This window comes from Paenibacillus sp. Y930, assembly GCF_056786375.1.
In genome coordinates this window covers 358,271-378,922 of the sequence record NZ_JBXCIX010000001.1, presented here as the reverse complement: position 1 = coordinate 378,922, position 20,652 = coordinate 358,271, and the positions used below count along the sequence as shown (strand labels likewise).

General features: G+C 40.6%; 19 protein-coding genes. 16 read left to right on the top strand and 3 right to left on the bottom strand.

Annotated features, from left to right (window positions below):
* Nucleotides 1-70: 70 nt before the first annotated feature.
* Nucleotides 71-733: an HAD family hydrolase gene (locus tag AC1TO5_RS01910; protein WP_482061095.1), complete on the bottom strand. Its 663-nt coding sequence runs from the start codon at nucleotides 731-733 to the stop codon at nucleotides 71-73.
* Nucleotides 734-1,403: 670 nt separating this feature from the next.
* Here AC1TO5_RS01910 and rsmD point away from each other — a divergent pair.
* Complete coding sequence (rsmD, locus tag AC1TO5_RS01905; protein WP_482061094.1) at nucleotides 1,404-2,021, top strand: 16S rRNA (guanine(966)-N(2))-methyltransferase RsmD; 618 nt, start codon at nucleotides 1,404-1,406, stop codon at nucleotides 2,019-2,021.
* Between the two features lie 86 nt (nucleotides 2,022-2,107).
* Nucleotides 2,108-2,620 carry a pantetheine-phosphate adenylyltransferase gene (coaD, locus tag AC1TO5_RS01900; RefSeq protein ID WP_482061093.1) on the top strand — a complete coding sequence of 171 codons (513 nt, stop codon included), beginning with the start codon at nucleotides 2,108-2,110 and terminating at the stop codon, nucleotides 2,618-2,620.
* 16 nt (nucleotides 2,621-2,636) lie between these two features.
* Here coaD and AC1TO5_RS01895 read toward each other — a convergent pair whose 3' ends face one another.
* Nucleotides 2,637-3,827 carry a hypothetical protein gene (locus AC1TO5_RS01895; RefSeq protein WP_482061092.1) on the bottom strand — a complete coding sequence of 397 codons (1,191 nt, stop codon included), beginning with the start codon at nucleotides 3,825-3,827 and terminating at the stop codon, nucleotides 2,637-2,639.
* A 96-nt stretch (nucleotides 3,828-3,923) separates the two neighbouring features.
* On the opposite strand from AC1TO5_RS01895, the gene AC1TO5_RS01890 reads away from it, so the two are divergent.
* On the top strand, nucleotides 3,924-5,033 hold the full coding sequence (locus AC1TO5_RS01890) for a S16 family serine protease (protein ID WP_482061091.1): 1,110 nt from the start codon (nucleotides 3,924-3,926) through the stop codon (nucleotides 5,031-5,033).
* Here the strand turns inward: AC1TO5_RS01890 and AC1TO5_RS01885 are convergent.
* Entirely contained in the window at nucleotides 5,020-6,273 is a 1,254-nt protein-coding gene (locus tag AC1TO5_RS01885) for a nucleotidyltransferase (RefSeq protein WP_482061090.1), read from the bottom strand. The two genes, AC1TO5_RS01890 and AC1TO5_RS01885, sit on opposite strands and share 14 nt — an antisense overlap.
* A gap of 162 nt (nucleotides 6,274-6,435) precedes the next feature.
* On the opposite strand from AC1TO5_RS01885, the gene AC1TO5_RS01880 reads away from it, so the two are divergent.
* From AC1TO5_RS01880 to AC1TO5_RS01820, 13 genes are all read left to right on the top strand, one after another.
* The gene (locus tag AC1TO5_RS01880) at nucleotides 6,436-6,954 is read left to right on the top strand and encodes a YceD family protein (protein ID WP_482061089.1); all 519 of its coding nucleotides are present in this window, start codon (nucleotides 6,436-6,438) and stop codon (nucleotides 6,952-6,954) included.
* Between the two features lie 32 nt (nucleotides 6,955-6,986).
* On the top strand, nucleotides 6,987-7,160 hold the full coding sequence (gene rpmF, locus AC1TO5_RS01875; protein ID WP_482061088.1) for a 50S ribosomal protein L32: 174 nt from the start codon (nucleotides 6,987-6,989) through the stop codon (nucleotides 7,158-7,160).
* A gap of 202 nt (nucleotides 7,161-7,362) precedes the next feature.
* Nucleotides 7,363-7,935 (top strand): transcription factor FapR, encoded by a 573-nt coding sequence (gene fapR / locus AC1TO5_RS01870; RefSeq protein WP_482061087.1) that lies wholly within the window; start codon nucleotides 7,363-7,365, stop codon nucleotides 7,933-7,935.
* A 14-nt stretch (nucleotides 7,936-7,949) separates the two neighbouring features.
* Complete coding sequence (plsX, locus tag AC1TO5_RS01865; RefSeq protein ID WP_482061086.1) at nucleotides 7,950-8,939, top strand: phosphate acyltransferase PlsX; 990 nt, start codon at nucleotides 7,950-7,952, stop codon at nucleotides 8,937-8,939.
* Between the two features lie 8 nt (nucleotides 8,940-8,947).
* Nucleotides 8,948-9,931 (top strand): beta-ketoacyl-ACP synthase III, encoded by a 984-nt coding sequence (locus AC1TO5_RS01860; protein WP_482061085.1) that lies wholly within the window; start codon nucleotides 8,948-8,950, stop codon nucleotides 9,929-9,931.
* Nucleotides 9,932-10,189: 258 nt separating this feature from the next.
* Nucleotides 10,190-11,134 (top strand): ACP S-malonyltransferase, encoded by a 945-nt coding sequence (gene fabD, locus AC1TO5_RS01855; RefSeq protein ID WP_482061084.1) that lies wholly within the window; start codon nucleotides 10,190-10,192, stop codon nucleotides 11,132-11,134.
* Between the two features lie 313 nt (nucleotides 11,135-11,447).
* Nucleotides 11,448-12,197 (top strand): 3-oxoacyl-[acyl-carrier-protein] reductase, encoded by a 750-nt coding sequence (gene fabG, locus AC1TO5_RS01850; protein ID WP_482061083.1) that lies wholly within the window; start codon nucleotides 11,448-11,450, stop codon nucleotides 12,195-12,197.
* Nucleotides 12,198-12,617: 420 nt separating this feature from the next.
* On the top strand, nucleotides 12,618-12,851 hold the full coding sequence (locus AC1TO5_RS01845) for an acyl carrier protein (RefSeq protein ID WP_482061082.1): 234 nt from the start codon (nucleotides 12,618-12,620) through the stop codon (nucleotides 12,849-12,851).
* Nucleotides 12,852-12,996: 145 nt separating this feature from the next.
* Nucleotides 12,997-14,238 carry a beta-ketoacyl-ACP synthase II gene (gene fabF / locus AC1TO5_RS01840; RefSeq protein ID WP_482061081.1) on the top strand — a complete coding sequence of 414 codons (1,242 nt, stop codon included), beginning with the start codon at nucleotides 12,997-12,999 and terminating at the stop codon, nucleotides 14,236-14,238.
* Nucleotides 14,228-14,941: a ribonuclease III gene (gene rnc, locus AC1TO5_RS01835; RefSeq protein ID WP_482061080.1), complete on the top strand. Its 714-nt coding sequence runs from the start codon at nucleotides 14,228-14,230 to the stop codon at nucleotides 14,939-14,941. The genes fabF and rnc overlap by 11 nt, the downstream gene beginning before the upstream one ends.
* Nucleotides 14,942-15,094: 153 nt before the next feature.
* Entirely contained in the window at nucleotides 15,095-18,679 is a 3,585-nt protein-coding gene (gene smc, locus AC1TO5_RS01830; protein WP_482061079.1) for a chromosome segregation protein SMC, read from the top strand.
* A gap of 120 nt (nucleotides 18,680-18,799) precedes the next feature.
* Nucleotides 18,800-19,798, top strand: a complete 999-nt coding sequence (gene ftsY, locus AC1TO5_RS01825) for a signal recognition particle-docking protein FtsY (RefSeq protein WP_482061078.1) — start codon at nucleotides 18,800-18,802, stop codon at nucleotides 19,796-19,798.
* 164 nt (nucleotides 19,799-19,962) lie between these two features.
* On the top strand, nucleotides 19,963-20,493 hold the full coding sequence (locus AC1TO5_RS01820; protein ID WP_482061077.1) for a hypothetical protein: 531 nt from the start codon (nucleotides 19,963-19,965) through the stop codon (nucleotides 20,491-20,493).
* Nucleotides 20,494-20,652 lie beyond the last annotated feature (159 nt).

Genomic DNA, 20,652 nt, shown 5'->3' with positions numbered 1-20,652 from the left:
GATAGATAATAGGCTGTCTTCAGTCATTGAACCAATGATTGAAAGACAGCCTATTTTTAAAAACTTCAATTTATTTTAAGTCTATATTATGTAATATCGTTTTTAGTTCTAGTAAGTCTTCAATAATGATATCTGCCTGAGCCATTTCATCTGCTTGTGCAAAATCAAAATTACATCCAATTGCAATTAACCCATTTTCTTTAGCTGCATTTATATCTGATAAACGATCTCCAACTACTGCTGCGGTATTAATATTATATTTATTAATAATTGATTTAACCAAATCACCTTTATTAAGCGTATCTATTTGTTGAATACTAAATGTCTCAGTGACCCAATTATCCAAATGATAATAACTAACGATGGCTTGTAAATATTCTTTTAGACCATTGCTAGCTATGTAGATTGAGTAATTATTCTCTTTTAAGTAACTGAAAACTTCCTTTACATTTGGATATAAAGCACCGTTCCCACTTCGTATATTTTTAACTAATTTGTCTAAGAAATAGGCATCAGTTTGTTCTCTTACTTCATTGGAATGCTGAGGTAACAACGATTCCCATACTTTTGGTAAAGGTACACCCATAATTTCACGATATTTATCAATTGGGGTTTCAGTATCCCATTTGTTTAGTTGTCGTAAGTGGTCAAAAGTATCGTTAAGAGCTAGTTCTAGTATTTTATCCGTTTGAAATAGAGTCCCATCCATATCGAAAATCAGTGATTTTACCAATTGTTTCTCTCCTTATTATCGATGATCATTATAGATCAGATTCCTCGTATTAGCAGATTATTCTATAGTTCGGAATGACTGTTTTCGCTAGTTAAGCTATCTAATTTCTTCGTTAATTCGGTTAATTGATTGATATTAGTAACGATATCACTAACATGATTTTGTTGGATTTCAGCACTTGCACTTATAAAGAAAAAGGCCAATAAGCTTAGACCGATTGCCACAATCTACATAATGTAAGGAATGAACAGTTTTCGCCAAACCATAACAGCGGCGAAAATTGTAATGGAAACTCCAGCTAATAAAAGAACGTTCTTTGCTTCAGGTAGAGTGATCGTTGTTGCTACCCCAAGCATAATGCAAGCGAATAATAATGATACCATTAGTATATTTCTTTTGTTCAAAAATATATAGTTATTTAATTGGATGTTAATGGCATGAGTGATGTGAAGGTTTTTAAAATAAAAATAGCGAGGCCCTATAAATAGGGCCTCTATCCAAAAAAATGGGAGAGGAGAAACCGGATGAAGAACTTATGGGGAAACGTAAGCCTTCTCCGCGGTTGTCTACGACATCTTAGACGCCGATAATTATATTGTGGACAAGATCATCCGAAAATATACTTATGATTCAAAAAAAATACGGAAGAGTAATCTTTCATCGATAATCGTTGTATGGTACGATTAATAAGACTTGCATTAGGGAGGGACATACGGTGAGAGTAATTGCTGGTAAAGCAAAGGGAAGAGCATTGCAGGCCGTACCAGGCCAAGGTACTAGACCGACTACCGATAAGGTGAAGGAAGCAATATTCAGTATGATCGGACCATACTTTGACGGAGGTAAAGCGCTTGATTTATTCGCAGGAACTGGCGGACTAGGGATTGAAGCGTGGAGTCGAGGTATTGAACAGGTTATATGTGTTGATAAAGAAAAGGTAAGCGTTGATATTATTCGTAGTAATGTTCAACTAGTTGGTGCCGGTGAAGCGATCGAAATCTATCGTAATGATGCAGCTAGAGCGATGAAGGTACTAGCAAAACGCAACATACAATTTGATCTAATATTTCTCGACCCGCCTTATCGCATCGTTGATATGGATGCATGGATGTTACAAATGATGGAGCTGGGCTTAGTGGCGGAAGATGCAACGATCGTTGTGGAGCATGATGTCAAAATGCAATATCCACATCAATTGAATGGCTTTGAACAACTTCGTACAAATCAGTATGGCGATATCGCTGTAACGATTTATCGACATGTAGCTGCAATGAATACTACCGAATAATTTATACAATATAATGCTTACGAAGCTACTTTTTGTTGGAAAGTGGAAAATCAAGAAGCTAACAAAAAGTTTTAGGAGTGAAAAGGATGAGCAATACACTACAGCGTCCCGAAAGAGTTGCCGTATATCCCGGAACTTTCGATCCTGTTACATATGGTCACTTAGATATCATTCAACGATCAGCACGTCAATATGATCGTCTAATTGTGGCGGTACTTAATAATTCAAGTAAAAACCCATTATTTACAGTCGATGAACGCAAAGAACTACTAGCTGAAGCGACCAAGGATTTTCCAAATGTCGAGATAGATAGCTTCCGTGATCTGCTCGTTAGATTTATGCGCTTGAAGCAAGCAAGTGTTATCGTACGTGGCATTCGTTCCGTAACTGATTTTGAATATGAGTTACAGCTAGCGTCAACGAACTATATGCTTGATGATGGTATCGATACGGTATTTATGATGACTAATCCGAAATACTCGTATCTTAGTTCAAGCATTGTCAAAGAAATTGCCCAATTCCAAGGTGATGTTTCACAATTGGTACCGCCAAAGGTGGAGCAACGATTACGCGAAAAATGTGGTCCACAGCGCCCATAGTTTCTCCAACTCCAGATTAGAACAAGTGATCCTTCACATAAAGCTTTCTCCATAACGTAATAACTGTTATGACGATAATGAACAGACTACATATTACGAGACTTTCCTTCCATATAAATGGAAGCTGTTGTGCTTGATATGATGCAGGGACGTAACTTTCTCCTGAAGTAAAAAAAACAGTTTGATATTCGATACGAAGCCACTTGCTAAATACCCAGCTAAGTGGCTTCCATAATATATACGTCATGAAAAAACCGAAGATGGCATGGATGAATCGGTATTTAATGAATGGAAACATATGTAGTGCCTGACCAGCAGTATAGAAACTAACTTGCAAAATGCCGCTAAGTCCACTGAAGGTAAGACAAGCAACGAGCAGCGCGCAGCCGAGTAAGACGGACTGTTGGCTCATCGTCCATGAACTAATGGCGTAACTTCCAATATGTAATTCAAGTATTGCTTGTGACAAGAATGGCAGCTGTAAACGAATCACGTCGAGCAAAGAAGTGGCGAAAGCGGCAATGACAGAAGCGAAAATGATGAAGCCTCCGATCATAAAAAGCTTTTGCACACTTACAGCTACACTATCACCGAGCACTTTTCCTAGTCCGCGCCCATCAAGCTTACGACCAAGCTCCATACTAGCTGCGAAGTTAACTTGAGCATGCTGGTAGTTGTTGACATCAGACTGAGCTTTGGATTTTCGCGTAGCAAGATAACTATGTGCGGTCATCAGAATAAATGCTGAAATCCAGATAGTGCTAATTATAATTAGTCCAATAATTGGTGCGCGGAAAAAGCCAGCGCCTATAATTACGGTAACGAAAATGGGATTAGGAAAATGCATATAGCCTAGTAGACGTTGTGCTTGTTGTTTGGATAATTGATTATCTTGTAATAGCTTCAATGTAGGTTCTACACCGGCAGGAAATCCACTTAGCAGACTCATAATGAATGGCAGACTTGCTACTCGTGGCATTTTCAATAGTTTTGAAGTGAATGGTGATAACACTGCTTGAATACCGTGAATTAAGCCGAATGCTAATATGATTTCGTATAATATTAAAAATGGTAGTAAACCAGGGAAAACTAATTTCCACCATATATTCAATCCACCAAGTGAAGCTTGTAGTGCAATATGGGGAGATAACACGACTGAGAGTACAATAGTTAATAATAATCCAGCGATAATGAATGTTTTATGCAAGCGAATCCCTCCTTTACAAACATGTGAATGGTTTATTCATCACTTATTTTTACGCGATAGCTTGTCAGAATAGACCTTTATATGTAAGGAGATGTTATGTTGAAGAAGAACAATTTTGAAATGCAATATAAAACGATGGTGAAAACAGCACTTATTACGATTGTAGCGATGGCGATTTTACTATACGCACCATCACCTTTCGTCGTAATTAAGCCAGGACTTGCCGTTTCATCACATTCATTTGTAACCGTTATAGATGGAAGTAATGATACCAATTCAGTCCCAATGGATTCTTCGTCGGAGTTAGAGCAGCAGAAGCGAGGTACATTTCTGTTGACTGCGGTTTTGATGCAAACACCTAATATATGGGATTCATTGTTATCCGTTTTTCAAGCGAATAGAACTGTAATGTGGAAGTATGAAGTGTTAGGTGGAGAGTCTGCTGGGCAATATGCAAAGCGCGCGATGACAATGATGCAAGGATCGTATGATCAGGCATTAGAAGCAGCTTATCGTTACTTAAATATTGCTTACCACAATGAACCTCAACAACTTTTTGTCAATACAGCATCATCTTTAATAGAATCCAATTCGGGTGATCAGCTCCTATCGGGTGATCGTATCGATGGCATATTTAGTGATGAGGGTATTCTGCCAGTAAAGTCAGTTGAGGATATAGCTGTATGGTTGAATGAACATGAAGAAGCTGCATCGATCGAGTTACAGGTTGAGCGAATATCTGAGTTGCTTCGGATAGTTATAACATTAGATAATAATGGACACAATTGGGATGACGTAACCATTGCTAAGCAGCTAGCTATCGATGGTTTTATGCAAATACGCAATATTGTTCCTGAAGAGGACAAGTATAAAATAGAGTTTGACTCAAGTTCGATCGGAGGGCCGTCAGCAGGGCTTGTCCTGACGTTGACGATTATCGATCAGCTGACAGACGGTGATCTAACGAAAGGGCGTACAATTGCTGTAACAGGTACAATTGATGCTGAAGGTTATGTTGGCGCAATTGGGGGGATTAAGCAAAAGGTATTCTCCACAGATGAGCAAGATGCCGAAATTTTTATCGTCCCACAAGGAAACAAAGATGAGGCCAGCGAGAAAGTAAGTAAATTACGAAGTGAGATGGAAATTATCGCAGTTTCAACATTAGAAGAAGCGATGGATGTCATCGCTTCTATAACCGAATAGGTGGCTGTGTGTAATCGAGAAGACTTAGTTCTGGTTGGTCTGGTGATCTTGCAAGCATGTAAGCAGCAGTAGCTGCAATATCCAGTTCAAGATAAGTAGAAGGCTTAGCGACAGCAGCGGGGGAGTGAATGACAGGAACGGTTGCTGTTTGTTTCATCTGCTTGAGTAAGGATTGGCCACGCTCCGTAAAACCTAATACACGGATATATTGAATACCGCTTGCAAGCTGATCACGCTGAAAATGCTGCTTCTGGTGTTGCAGTAAGATAGCTAATAACGCTCTTTGTAGCTTAGTTCTCGTGTAACGCTTTGTTTTCAATTGCAAGAGTAACTGCTCTAAAGTATAGTGTGGCAATGAACGTAAACAATATTTAATGCGATGTTGTAATCCTTCTTCAATTTCACGATGAGTCGCTAAGTTATCGCTAGAGCTAACGGCAAGCGTATGGAATAATGGTGTAGCGAAAGACTCCCAGTGCATAGGTGAAATACCTTGTTGTTGCTGCTCTATTAGTAGCTCGTATGTACTGCTTGGCATATATGGCTTAATCATATCCAGCGAGGAATGCTCCAATAATAGTTTGCGAATCGCTGTAGCGCTAGCAATGGCAAGGTCAGTAGGTAGCTGATCATGATATTGTGCTTTTTCACGAGTGATTGTATAAGGAGTCATTGAACTTTTCATACGTTCCTTGGCAATCAGATAATGAAGACCTAGTGTATGATTAGGTAAGTCGAAGCGAAATGGCTCATCTTGGTGAGCATCATCGACAGACGACTGTTGATCATATAACTGATGGAGCGCAGAGCTATAGGCTTGCGGATAACTTAATCCAAGCGTAAGATAGGATTCGAGCTGTTGTTTGAATTGTGGCGATTCTTCTGAGACAAGCTTAGCTGCTTGCAATAGAGGTGCCAGTTGACCACTCTCTGTGCCGAAGCAGAAGCTGTCTACTACTCCTGTAGCTTGTAGCAAAGCGATAGCACCATGTGCAAACCATTCTGCGGATGATGTAGCATAGGCAACAGGTAACTCGATTACGAGGTCACAACCGCCTTCTAATGCCATTTTGGTGCGTGTCCATTTATCGAGTAGTGCAGGTTCACCGCGCTGTAAAAAATGTCCGCTCATCACAGCTACGACAGCGTCACGCTGCGCGATCTGCTTAGATTGTTGTAGGTGATGCAGATGTCCATTATGAAAAGGATTGTATTCAACGATTAGGCCGACTGCATTCATGGCTTAAATTTCCTTTCTAAAATGATCTCTTATAATGTTAATATAGCACAATGGTGAACTAGTGGACAAAGTTGACATTCGACAGAAGAAATAGATCGTGATATTCTTGACAAAACATGAGCTAGATGGATATAATAAACTTTGTCTGTTTGGGGTGATATTATGCAGTTTCGTTTGAAAGAATTGTTAGCAAAAGATCAAACTGAGATCGTGAATACACAACTAGATGTAACAGAGCTATTTCGTAATCGTCAGGATGTAATTTCTACTGACCCTTTACATATTCAATTAACAGTTAAACCGGAAGGTGAAATCGTTAGCGTTGAGGGAAATCTTGAAATAGATATGGAATTAGCTTGCTCTCGTTGTCTTGAGTCGACTCATACTCACTCAAGTATTCCATTCGCTGAGCAATTCAAGCCCGTTTCACCTGATGACAAGAACAGTGCAGGTGAAGACGAAGAAAGTGATCTTATTGAGATTGCCACTGAACGTTTAGATTTGCAGCCATTTGTGGAGGAGTATTTGCAATTATTTATGCCTTTTGCTCCGTTATGTAAAACCGAATGTCAAGGCTTATGTGCGCAATGTGGTAGTAATCTTAATGAAAATCAATGTACATGTAGTAAAGAGAGAATCGATCCTCGACTAGAGTCGTTGAAAGATTTCTTTAAGGAATAATATTCCTTGAACTTGTGAAGGAGGTGGGAAATATGGCAGTACCTCAACGTAGAACATCTAAGACTCGCCGTGATAAACGTCGTACGCATTTTAAACTAGTTGTTCCAGGTATGGTGAAATGTGAGCAATGTGGAGAGCTAAAACTAGGTCACCACGTATGTAAAGTTTGTGGATATTACAAAACAAAAGAGATTATTTCTCAATAATTTTTTTCCTAATAGCATCTTATCTTCGGATAAGGTGCTATTTTGTTTTTAAAGGATGGTCCAAGAATTTGGCTGTGAATAAATAGATTGCACTTCGCATAAATCTCAATTATACTATTTTAGTACCAGGTATTAAAATTTGATACTAAAGGTAAAAAGAGTTTTACGTAATGAATCAATATGACAGGAGAGTGGTGCCGACATGGCGAAGTTAACAAAACGTGAACGGCATCAACTGCTGACTCAATATATAGTGGATAATCCGTTTGTGACTGATCGTGAATTAACGAAGGTGTTGAAAGTTAGTATTCAGACGATTCGACTTGATCGTTTGGAATTAGGAATTCCGGAATTGCGTGAGCGTATGAAAGAAATGGCTGAACGTTCCCATGATTCAATTCGATCTTTACCACTTGATGAAGTTATTGGCGATATCGTAGATCTGCAGCTTGATCGTAGTGGAATATCTATTTTTGAAATTCGAGAAGAGCACGTATTTTCTCGAACAGGAATTGCTAGGGGACATCACTTATTCGCACAAGCTAATTCATTAGCTGTTGCAGTTATTGATTGTCCAATCGCACTTACTGCTACATCAGACATACGATTTGTTAGACCAGTGAAGCTTGGGGAAAAATGTATAGCGAAGGCATATGTTCGCTTAAATAATGAAGAACGAAGCAAGTCAAAAGTAGAACTTAACACCTATGTGAGCGATGAATTGGTGTTTCAAGGTACCTTCGTGATCTATCGTTCAGATGTGACAAGCAGCTGAGGAGGAGAATGATTATGAAAATTGCAATTGATGCTATGGGCGGTGACAATGCCCCGAAAGAAATTGTTGCGGGTGCTATTGCAGCAGCACAAGACAATCAAGATATTGAACTTGTTCTAGTGGGTAATGAGCAAGTCATTAACGCTCTAATTGGTGATCTAAAACTAAGTAATCTGTCAGTTATTCATGCTGATGAAGTCATTGAAGCTGATGACGAACCTGTAAAAGCTGTTCGTCGTAAGAAGAATTCTTCGATGGTTATGGCAGGGAAGCTAGTGAAAGATGGTGAAGCTGATGCGATGCTATCAGCTGGAAATACGGGAGCGTTAATGACAACAGGACTACTTGTTGTAGGTAGAATTGCTGGTATTGAACGTCCTGCCTTAGCACCGCTATTACCGACACTTGATAAAGTTGGAATGCTAGCTCTAGATCTCGGTGCGAATATGGATGCTACTGCTGAGCAGCTTAGGCAGTATGCTGTGATGGGCAGCATCTATCGCGAAAAAGTAGAAGGACTGAAAAATCCTCGAATTGGCTTGTTGAACATTGGTTCGGAAGAAATGAAGGGGAATGAAGTCACGAAGGCTGCATACTCACTTATTAAAGAGAGCAATCTGAACTTTATTGGTAATGTAGAATCGAAGGCGATCCTTAATCGTGAATGCGACGTGCTTGTATGTGATGGTTTTTCAGGAAATATTATGTTGAAGTCGTATGAAGGTGCAGCATCTACCATTTTTGATGAATTGAAAAAGGCATTTAAATTGAATTTTTTAACGAAACTAGCAGCGGCTATTATGTTACCTAAGCTTAAAGGCTTGAAAAAGACACTTGATCCGAATGAATTTGGTGGTGCACCGTTGTTGGGCCTTAATGGGTTAGTGCTGAAAATTCATGGATCTTCGGATTCAAGAGCAGTTCAAGCAGCGGTAAAGCAAGCGAAAACAGCAGTAAGCAGTGGGCTTATTACATCAATAAAAGCAGAAATCAATAAGGAGTGATCGTAGTTATGAATGCTATTCCAGTAGGTATTCTTGGTACGGGTAAATATGTACCTGAACAAGTATTAACAAATCAGCAATTAGAACAAATGGTCGATACAAATGATGAATGGATTGTAACGCGTACAGGTATTAAAGAACGTCGCATTGCTGCGAGCGACGAGGCTACTTCTGATCTTGCCTTCAAAGCAGCAGAGCAAGCTATTGCTAATGCAGGGCTTACAGTGGACGATATTGATCTAATTATTATAGCAACGGTTACTCCTGATATGTCATTTCCATCAACGGCGTGTCTAGTACAAGCGAGACTCGGTGCGAAATGTCCAGCATTTGACTTATCAGCTGCTTGCTCAGGATTCATTTATAGCTTAGTAACAGGGAATGCATTAATTCAAAGTGGAATGTATCGTCGTATACTTATTGTTGGAGCAGAGACATTGTCTCGCATTACAGATTATACCGATCGCAACACTTGTATTTTATTCGGAGATGGAGCGGGTGCAGTAGTTATCGGCGAAGTTCCGGCGGGTCGTGGCTTCCAATCGTTTGAAATTGGAGCAGATGGCACTGGTGGCGAATTGTTGAAAGTAAGCGCTGGTGGTTCTCGCAACCCAGCATCTGCTGAGACTATTGCGAATAAAGAGCATTCTATCTATATGGCGGGCAATGAAGTGTTTAAGTTTGCAGTTCGTATTATGGGGAATGCAGCTGAAGAAGCGATTGCGAAAGCTGGATTGACGAAGGCTGATATCGATCTACTTGTTCCGCATCAAGCGAACATTCGTATTATTCAATCATCACTTAATCGATTGGAATTGTCAGAAGACAAAGCGATGATCAACTTAGATAAATACGGTAATATGTCTGCAGCGTCGATTCCAGTCGCTTTAGCAGAAGCAGTTGAGCAAGGTAGAGTGAAAGAGGGCGACAAACTTTGTTTGGTTGGGTTTGGTGGGGGGCTCACATGGGGAGCCACTGTAATCGTCTGGTAATAGAGGAGATTCAAAATGTCCGACTGTGATAACGATGAGTATGCTATCGTAGCTTAGTCGACGTTAAAGATCACATTCATTGATTAGTATCGTGCTTACGTACATTTCATGTACGTTGTGCTACTCGCTGGATGTCTTCTGCGATATCCTTGGAGCTAATTGGATAAGTAATAAATTGACTGTATATGCTTTCGATGTGACTTTTTGTTGCTAAGAGGCTAATCGAGAAGTTAACAAAAAGTTTTAGGAGGTTATTAGGTGGGCAAAATAGCTTTCGTGTTTCCTGGGCAAGGTGCTCAGGTTGTTGGAATGGGGAAAGATATTTATGAGCATGATGCAGATGCACGCTTGATTTTTGAGCAAGCGGATGCGGCGCTTGGTTTTTCGTTAAGCAATTTAATCTTTGAGGGTCCAGATAGTGACCTGAAACAAACGGTAAATACGCAGCCAGCACTGTTAACGGTTAGCACAGCGTTCTTGAAATTAGTTGAGAAAGCAGGATTGAAAGCTGATTATGTTGCAGGGCATAGCCTTGGTGAATATAGCGCTCTTGTAGCTGCTGGCGCAATTACCTTTGAAGATGCTGTACGTACGGTTCGTTCACGTGGTCAATATATGGAACAAGCTGTACCAAGTGGTCAAGGTGCTATGGCAGCGGTGTTAGGTGCGGAACGTGTAGCGCTTCAACGGCTATGTGAAGCTGTTACTGCTGAAGGTCATGCGGTTGAGCTTGCTAACGTTAACTGCCCAGGACAAATTGTTGTATCTGGTTCAGTTGCTGGTGTGAATGAAGTGGTTGCTCGTGGCAAAGAGATTGGCGCGAAACGTGTTATTCCTCTTGAAGTGAGTGGTCCATTCCATTCTTCTTTAATGGGTAATGCAGCAACGATGCTTGCAGCTGAACTTGCTAATGTAGCGATGCAAGACGCGAAAATTCCAGTTATTGCAAATGTAACGGCTGAGCCTGTTGTTGATGCAGCGGAGATTAAGTCACTACTTGAACGTCAAGTATGCGCTCCAGTTCTCTGGGAAGATACGGTGTTGAAACTAATTGACCTTGGTGTAGATACATTTGTTGAAATAGGTTCAGGTTCTGTGCTAACAGGTTTAATTAAGAAAATTGATCGTAGTGTTCAAATAATTACGATTAACAAGTTAGAGGCATTAGAGTCAATTAGGGGATGTTCAAAAAGTGGACTTTGATAACGAAGTCATGCATGAAGCAGAGTCGACATCGAATATGAAACGAACTTGGAAAGTGCGGTTCGCGTGTACCAATAACGTACACTTGCGCTTCCACCTTTCACAAGTAGCGTTTCATCTTCTCGGTTCTGAAAGCCCACTTTTTGAACGTACACTTTAACAGTTTCTTCGTAGAAAATATGCTTTCGATATACTTTTCATTTCCAAGGAGTGTATCAAGAAGCTAATGAAAAGTTTGGATTATGCTTCCGAAGTGACTTTTTGTTACTAAGAAGTCAATCTCGAAGCTACAAAAAGTTGTAGGAGGTATACTATGTTTGCTAGCTTAGAAGGTAAGAAAGCATTAGTTACTGGTGCATCTCGTGGTATTGGGCGTGCAATCGCTATTTCTTTAGCGGAAGCTGGCGCGGATGTTGCGATTAACTACTCAGGTAGCGAAGAGGCTGCAACACAAACGGCAGAAGCAGTTCGCGCGCTTGGTCGTGAAGCGATTTTGATTAAAGCAAATGTTGGTATTGTTGCTGAATTTGACAATATGGTGAAGCAAGTTGTTGAACAATTTGGTACTATCGATATTTTAGTCAATAATGCAGGCATTACTCGTGATAATCTAATTATGCGCATGAAGGAAGAAGAATTTGATCAAGTCATCGAAACGAATCTAAAAGGCGTGTTCAATGGGATTAAAGCGGTGACTCGTCCAATGATGAAACAACGTTTTGGTCGGATAATTAATATTTCATCTGTAGTGGGTGTGTTAGGTAACCCTGGTCAAGCCAATTATGTTGCGGCGAAAGCTGGTGTTATCGGCTTAACGAAGGCAAGTGCCAAAGAACTAGCGTCTCGTAACATTACAGTTAACTGCATCGCACCAGGATTTATCCAAACAGAAATGACGGATAAATTACCAGAAGAAATGAAGCAAGCATTGGAAGTTCAAATACCACTTGCTAAGCTTGGAAATGTCGAAGATATTGCCAATGCCGTTCGCTTCTTGGCTTCAAACGAAGCGTCGTATATGACGGGCCAAACTATCCACGTAGATGGCGGCATGTACATGTGAGGTAACTTCAAAAAGTGGACTTTGATAACGATGGATATACTAACGAAGCTTAGTCGGCATCGTATCTGAAACGAACTTGGAAAGTATAGCTTAAGCTTCCGATGTATGTTTCTTGCAGAAACATTGTAGGATCGCATGTACCAGTAACGTACACTTGCGCTTCCGCCTTTCTCAAGTAGCGCTTCACCTGCTCGGCTTGCGAAAGCCCGCTTTTTGAACTTTTATTGGAATTAGTAGCTCAAAAAGCGAATGTTTTGAACCTTTATTTTAAGCTTCGTGCGTATGACCGCTTGTGTACTCGTACCGTACACGTTGCTGGGCTTTGTTTCATCGTTTGGCGTGAGAAAATTGTAATAACTTTTTCGGAAAGATAGCATTTTAGTATCGGTTTTCGTATAATACGATAAGGAGGTGAATCGGATGTCCGATGTACAAGAACGTGTAACCAACATTATTGTTGATCGCTTGGGTGTAGAGCAAGATAAAGTAGTAGCTGAAGCTTCTTTCAAAGAAGATTTGAATGCTGACTCACTAGATGTAGTTGAACTTATTATGGAGCTTGAAGACGAGTTCAACATTGAAATTTCTGATGAAGATGCTGAAAAAATTTCTACGGTTGGAGATGTATTAAGTTACATACAATCTCATACCTAGGTTTGGACGAGTCCCGTTAGTATTAACGGGACTTGACTCAATCCCCCACACAAGTGTGATCTTAACAGATGAAAATGAGAACTGATGACAATCAATTCTTTTTGATATAGATAAAGGTAATTCAATAGTAGTAGGGGTGAACAATATGAAACGCAGAGTTGTAGTAACTGGAATGGGTATTTTAACTTCATTAGGTTCCGAATTAGATCAGTTCTGGGGCAACCTGATGGAAGGAAAGTCAGGTGTGTCGTTAGTTGAGCAATTTGATTGCTCGGAATATCCAACGCGTATTGCTGCTGAGGTCAAAGACTTTGATCTTGAAACCTATGGTATAGAAAAGAAAGAAGCTCGTCGTATGGATCGTTTCGTACAATTCGCTGTGGCAGCAACCTTGAAAGCAATTGAAGATTCCGGCTTGAAAATCGGTGAAAATGTAGATGCAGAGCGCATGGGTGTAATTGTCGGTTCTGGTATCGGTGGTCTTGGAACTTTTGAGGATCAGCATAAGATACTTCTAGAAAAAGGACCAAAACGTGTTAATCCATTCTTTATTCCGATGATGATTGCCAATATGGCTTCTGGTCAAGTTTCTATGATTACTGGAGCAAAAGGACCTAACTCAACATCAGTGACAGCGTGTGCTTCAGGAACACATTCGATTGGTGATTCGTTCCGACTAATTCAACAAGGCGATGCTGAAGTTATGATCGCTGGTGGAGCAGAAGCAACGATTCGTCCGACTGGTATGGCAGGTTTCTGCTCGATGAGAGCAATGTCTACTCGTAACGACGAGCCTGAAAAAGCAAGTCGTCCTTTCGATGTGGATCGTGATGGATTTGTAATGGGCGAAGGATCAGGCATTCTAGTTCTTGAATCGCTTGAACATGCACAAGCGCGTGGTGCGAAAATTTATGCAGAAGTGATCGGTTATGGTATGAGTGGAGATGCTCATCATATGACTGAGCCAGATCCATCTGGTGCCTCTCGTTGTATGACGAATGCGGTGAAAGATGCTGGTATTGATCCCTCTGAAGTGGATTATATTAACGCACACGGTACGTCTACTCCAGTTGGTGATATTTCTGAATCAACAGCTGTGAAAATGACATTTGGTGATCACGCTTATAAATTAGCAGTAAGCTCTACGAAGTCAATGACTGGTCATTTACTTGGTGCAGCTGGCGGTGTAGAAGCCGTAATATTAGCCCTAATCCTGCAAAATGGAATAATTATCCCAACAATCAACCTTGACAACCTAGATCCAGAACTTGATCTGGATTATGTGCCTAATACGCCTCGTAAAGCGGATGTTAAGGTCGCATTATCTAACTCATTCGGTTTTGGTGGACATAATGCATCCATCATGATGAGAAAATATGAAGCATGATTTATTTGATGAGCTGCAGCTTAAGCTGCAGCTCAATTTTACAAGGGTGAAACTTCTACGCCAAGCATTTACACATACTTCTTATGTGAACGAACACAAGCGCGGCTCAGTCCAGGATAATGAGCGGCTTGAATTTTTGGGTGATGCGGTATTGCAATTACTCGTATCGGAATACTTGTACAAAACGTACACCAAACGACCTGAAGGCGAATTAACGCGTATGCGTGCCTCCGTTGTTTGTGAGCCGTCATTAGCTCATTTTGCAGAACGATTAGATTTTGGTAGATATGTATTGTTGGGACGCGGGGAAGAACAGCTTGGTGGTCGTCAGCGTCAAGCGTTACTAGCTGATCTATTTGAATCATTTGTTGGTTCATTGTATTTGGATGCAGGAATTGAAGTGACAAAGCAATTTCTAGAACAGTATATGTTCCCTTACATTGATTCGAATAATTATGGTTTGCTAATGAAAGATGCAAAATCGAAATTACAAGAGCGTGCACAACATATTGGTCTTGGAGCAATCGATTATCGCATTATCGAAGAACGTGGACCAGCGCATGATCGTGAATTTGTAATCGAAGTTGTACTAGATGATACATGTTATGGTGTAGGTGTTGGGCGTTCTAAGAAAGAGGCCGAACAACGTGCAGCTGCAGAGGCATGGAGTAAACTAGCTGAGCAGGAAATGAGAAACGCGTAAGGCTGGTAGCATCTTAGAGCTCGTACATACAAAAAGCATTCCGGTGGACTGGATTGTCCAAAGGGATGCTTTTTGTATGTGGTGAATTTCTAGCAATGTCATATCGAGACAACTTAAAATGTGGTACAATATTCGGGAGGTGAAAGCCAAACTATGTTCTTGAAAAGAATCGAATTAGCGGGATTTAAATCTTTCGCTGACAAAACTGAGTTAGAATTTGTGAACGGTATTACAGCCGTTGTTGGACCTAATGGATCTGGTAAAAGTAATATATCAGACGGAATCCGTTGGGTTCTTGGGGAGCAAAGCGCGAAAAGTCTCCGTGGCGGCAAGATGGAAGATATCATCTTTGCGGGTAGCGATGCCAGGCGTGCAGTGAACTATGGAGAAGTCAGCTTAACGTTGGATAACTCCGATGGTGCCTTGCCGCTCGAATATAGTGAAGTAACCGTTACTCGTCGTGTTCATCGTAGTGGTGATAGCGAGTATATGATCAACAAGCAAGCTTGTCGCTTAAAGGATATTACAGAGTTGTTCATGGACACAGGAATCGGTAAAGAAGCTTACTCGATTATTGGACAAGGCCGTATTGAAGAAATATTAAGTACTCGTTCTGAAGATCGACGGGGGATATTTGAAGAAGCAGCGGGTATTGTTAAGTATAAGTCTCGCAAGAAAGAAGCAAAACGCAAGTTAGACGATACGGAGCAAAACTTGTTACGTATTCACGATCTAGTTACGGAGCTCGAGGATCAAGTAGAGCCTCTGCGCAAGCAATCTGAAGTAGCTATTCATTTTAAGCAGCTTAAGGAACAATTGAAATCCAAAGAGATTTCGCTTTATGTGCATCAGATTGAAACGCTACATAGTGCATGGTCTGAATCGACAAATAAGTTAGAAAAGCTACAAGAAGAACAACTTAAACTGTCATCTGTCGTAAGTAAGCATGACGCTGTATTAGAAAGTGATCGCTTGCAATTACGTGAAATAGAAGCTCAGCTCGATGAACTACATCAAGGGATGCTACAAATTAGTGAAGATGTTGAAAAATGCGAAAGCTATGGCGAGATTATTAAAGAACGTATTCTTCATAACGAGGCAACAAAGCTGACGGTAACTCAATCTATTCAGGTAACGGATGCGAAAATTATGTCTTTATCGCAAGAGGAAGTTTCTCTTCGCAGTAAGGCAGCGGAAATCGAAGAACAATTGAATGAGTATCGGATTAAGCTTGCTGCTGAAGAAATTCGGATGCAAGGCGTGACGAGTGGTAGTGCCCAAGATGAAGAAGAACGTTTGAAAGGTGAATTACTGGACGTTTTCAGCTCAATGGCACAGCTTCGTAATGAAGTGCGTTATACACAGCAACAACAACAATCATTACAGCGTCGTATGGAACGTATCCAAGAAGATGAAGTGAAATGGACTGGGCAGCAACGTACGTTAGTAGCGAAGGAGTACGAGCTGAATCAGTCATTAGCAGTTGTTGTTGCTGATATTAATAAGCTGCGTACGAAAATGCTTACGGAAGCTGACGAAGCTCGCAAGCTGAATGTTTCACTTGAGCAAGAAAGTGCTAATTTACGAAAATTAGAACAAAAAATAGATAGTGACCTGTCTCGTAGAGATACGATGAAAGAAATGCAAGATGCGATGGACGGATTCATGCATGGTGTCAAAGAAATTTTGAAAGCATCTCGCAGTCAGCAATCAGGTGTGGGCGGCGTACATGGTGCTGTTGCAGAGCTGATTCAAGTACCACAGCGCATTGAAACAGCTATAGAAACAGCATTAGGTGGAGCGCTGCAACATATCGTTATGCAAGATGAGCGAAGTGCGCGTACTGCTATTTCATATTTGAAGCAGCGTCAATTAGGTCGTGCAACATTTTTACCACTTGATGTTATTCGTGGTCGACGCTTGAATGAATCTGATAAGCGTATGATCAATGAACTCGAAGGATTTGTTGGTATTGCTGCTGATCTAGTAAAAAGTGAGGGGCAGTATGAGGAGATTGTCTATAGCCTATTGGGTAATGTGCTTTTAGCTGAGAATTTGGAACAAGCTAACCGTATTGCTTCGCGCTGTCAGTATCGCTATCGTATCGTAACGCTCGAAGGCGATGTTGTTAATGCTGGTGGTTCGATGACAGGTGGTAGTCAGCAGAAGAAAGGCGCAAGCTTACTCGGTAGACATCGTCAGATCGAACAGCTCGATGAAGTCATTGCACAAACGAAACAACAAATAGAGCAATTGCGCGCACAAATCGTAGACAATCGCAAAGAAATATCAATTCGCACACAAAATGCTGAGCAAGCGCGTGAGAAGCTTGAGCAGAAACGAGTCGAAGAGCAGCAGTTTAAAGGTGAACTTCAACAGCTTCAGCAAGAGATGAAGTTTTTGAATGAGCAGCAAGCATTATCTTCCTCCGATAAAAATTCTCAAACTTCCGAGAGTGTAGCTGCCGAGCAGTCAATTAAGGTTGCAGAGCAACAGTTAGAGCAATTATCGATGCGGGATAAAATACTGCAAGAAGCGATTAGACTTGCTGAACAGACGCGTAAAGTGAATGAAAGTCAGAAAGAAGAACTGCAAGTTCAACTGACTGATCTGAAAATTGCTGTTGCTAAGCTTGATCAAGAGTATAGTAATTATGAGGATCAAGCTGGTCGTCTTAGAGATGAGATCGCTCGGACTAAGCATGAGCTTCGTCAACAGCAACAACAGGAGACTCAACTAACTGAAGCTCGAGCTAATTTGGATCATGAAGCTATTGAACAGGCAGAGCAACTTGTTAATTTGAAAGATGCTAAGCTGCAATGTAGCGATAAGACCGATCATTATCGTATGCAACGATCTCAGAAATCAACAGGCTTGGAACAAGGGGAAAGCGAGACGAAGGATCAACGCATCAGTCTTCGTAATATTGAAGAGCAAATGCGTCAAACAGAAATCGTGCTTAACCGCCAAGATGTTGAATTAGATCATACGATTCGTAAGCTAAGTGAGGAATATAGCTATAGCTATGAAATGGCGAAAGAACAATATCCTCCACCAGAAGAGATCGCGCCGATGCAGCTTGATGTGAAAGATCTGAAACGTCAAATTAGCTCATTAGGTGATATTAATCTAGGTGCAATCGAAGAATATGAGCGAGTAAAAGAGCGTTTTGACTTCTTATCGGAACAAAAGGATGATCTGATGGAAGCCAAAACTACATTATATGAAGTTATTAAAGAGATGGATGATGAAATGTCGAAACGGTTCAAATCGACATTTGATGAAATTCGTAAACATTTTATCGTTGTGTTTAGTAAATTATTCGGCGGCGGTCGCGCGGATCTCATTCTAGTTGACACTAGCAATATTTTGGAGACAGGGATCGATATCGTTGCTCAGCCACCAGGTAAAAAGCTGCAAAATTTACAATTGCTTTCCGGTGGAGAGCGTGCTTTAACTGCTATTGCACTTTTGTTCGCAATTTTACAAGTGAAGCCTGTTCCATTCTGTGTATTGGATGAGGTAGAAGCAGCGCTTGATGAAGCTAACGTAACGCGCTTTGCTCAGTACTTACGTGAATTTTCTGAGCTGACGCAATTCATTGTCGTAACACATCGTAAAGGTACAATGGAAGAAGCTGATGTGCTGTATGGTGTGACGATGGAGGAAGGCGGCGTATCTAAGCTAGTGTCTGTCCGTCTTGAAGAGAGTCGCGAGCTAGACGGCGTAACGGCATAGGCTTGAGAGGATGCTTCAAACAGCGGACTTTGATAGCGATGGGTATGCTAACGCAACTTTTCATCAGCGAGGAAGTCAATCGAGTATGTAATGAAAAGTTTTGAGAGGATGTATACAATTATGAGTTTTTTCAAAAAGTTGAAAGAAACGATTGCTTCGAAAACAGAAGCGGTAACTAATGTATTTAAGGAAGGGCTGGCTAAAACTAGAACAGCTCTTGTGGAGAAGGTTGAAGAACTAATTACTCGCCGCAAAAAAATCGATGAAGAGTTCTATGAGGAGCTTGAAGAGATTCTAATCGGCGCTGATGTAGGTGTAACTACAGTTATGCAATTAATCGATGAGCTACGTGCGGAAGTGAAAAAACGTAAAATTGAAAGTGCTGTAGAGTTGCAACCTATATTATCTGAGAAGCTTGTGGGAATGCTAAAAGGTGATGGGATTTCATATCTAAACGTTGCACCTGCTGGCGAAATTACGGTCTACCTATTTGTCGGTGTCAATGGAGTAGGTAAAACAACGACGATCGGTAAGCTAGCACATAAGCTGAAAAGCGAAGGTAAAAACGTACTACTAGCTGCCGGCGATACATTCCGTGCTGGGGCGATTGAACAGCTTGAAGTATGGGGAGAACGTGTTGGTGTTGATGTGATCAAGCAATCTTCTGGTTCTGATCCTGCTGCTGTAATCTTTGATGCCGTTAAAGCTGCAAAGCAACGTCAAGTAGATGTGTTGATCTGTGATACTGCTGGTCGCTTGCAAAATAAATCGAATTTAATGGAAGAATTGAATAAAATATTCCGTGTTATTCAGCGTGAATTGCCGACAGCTCCTCATGAAGTACTACTAGTGCTTGATGCAACGACGGGTCAAAATGCGCTTAGCCAAGCAAAATTGTTCGGTGAAAAAAGTGGCGTAACGGGACTTGTCCTAACGAAGCTTGATGGTACAGCTAAAGGTGGTATCGTTATTGCGATTCGCAATGAATTGAATATTCCAGTAAAGCTTGTTGGATTAGGTGAGAAAATGGGCGATCTTCAAGAATTCGATTCCGATCAGTTTGTACATGCGTTATTCGCTGGTCTCATTCAGAAGGAAGCAGATCTAGAAGAAGCGTAGAAAATTAATTAACTACTATATAAGATAGAAAGCCACCTAGAAGAGGTGTTGTCTGGGATTCCGGATTACATGTTCTGCTAGGTGGCTTTTCTTCATACGACGAACACAATATGGTTGGTTGATTACAAAGCTGCATACAGTAATGAGAAATAGAAGGTGATGTTATGCTAGAAGAACAGTTACGAGCGAAAGAACTGTTTGATCATCATTATGGGAATAAGCTACAAATGTTCCGTGAAGGTCAACTTGATGAATACAAAGATTACAATATTGCACTAGAGCAAGAGACTGAGTGGATTAAACAATTAATTGAGCACTATTCGGCTCAATTATCTATTCGAGATTGGAATGCTGTGCATCATCTAGACGTAATCGCAAACAATTATAAGGATAGTACTATTATTACAAATATTTTGTTGTTTTCTTCGAAACATTTGAACAGCGCTGATAGTATTGTTAAGCTCAAATATGCAGAATATATGAGTCATATTATTATTGTAATGAAAGATGTATTAATGAAGGAGCAGCTGATTGATGCGATCAAGAAGACGCTACTACTATTTGATAATGTAATGAAGGGGCAATTAGTCGTTGACCCTGGTCATGAATTGAATCTTCATCAATTAACGGATAAGAGGTCACTTAATATTCGTGCGAAGCGGGGCATTGATCAACTAGAGAGCATTTCTATATGAAATTAAATACAAATATGGGGTGATAGTGTATGTGTTGGTGATCGAGAATTTATTGCAGCTGAGAATGGGCAATATTTCGCAACGGTGGCCATTATTGCAAAAGTGAAATAGTGACAAGTAAAACTACTTGACACATGAATGTGATTGCGTTATGATAAT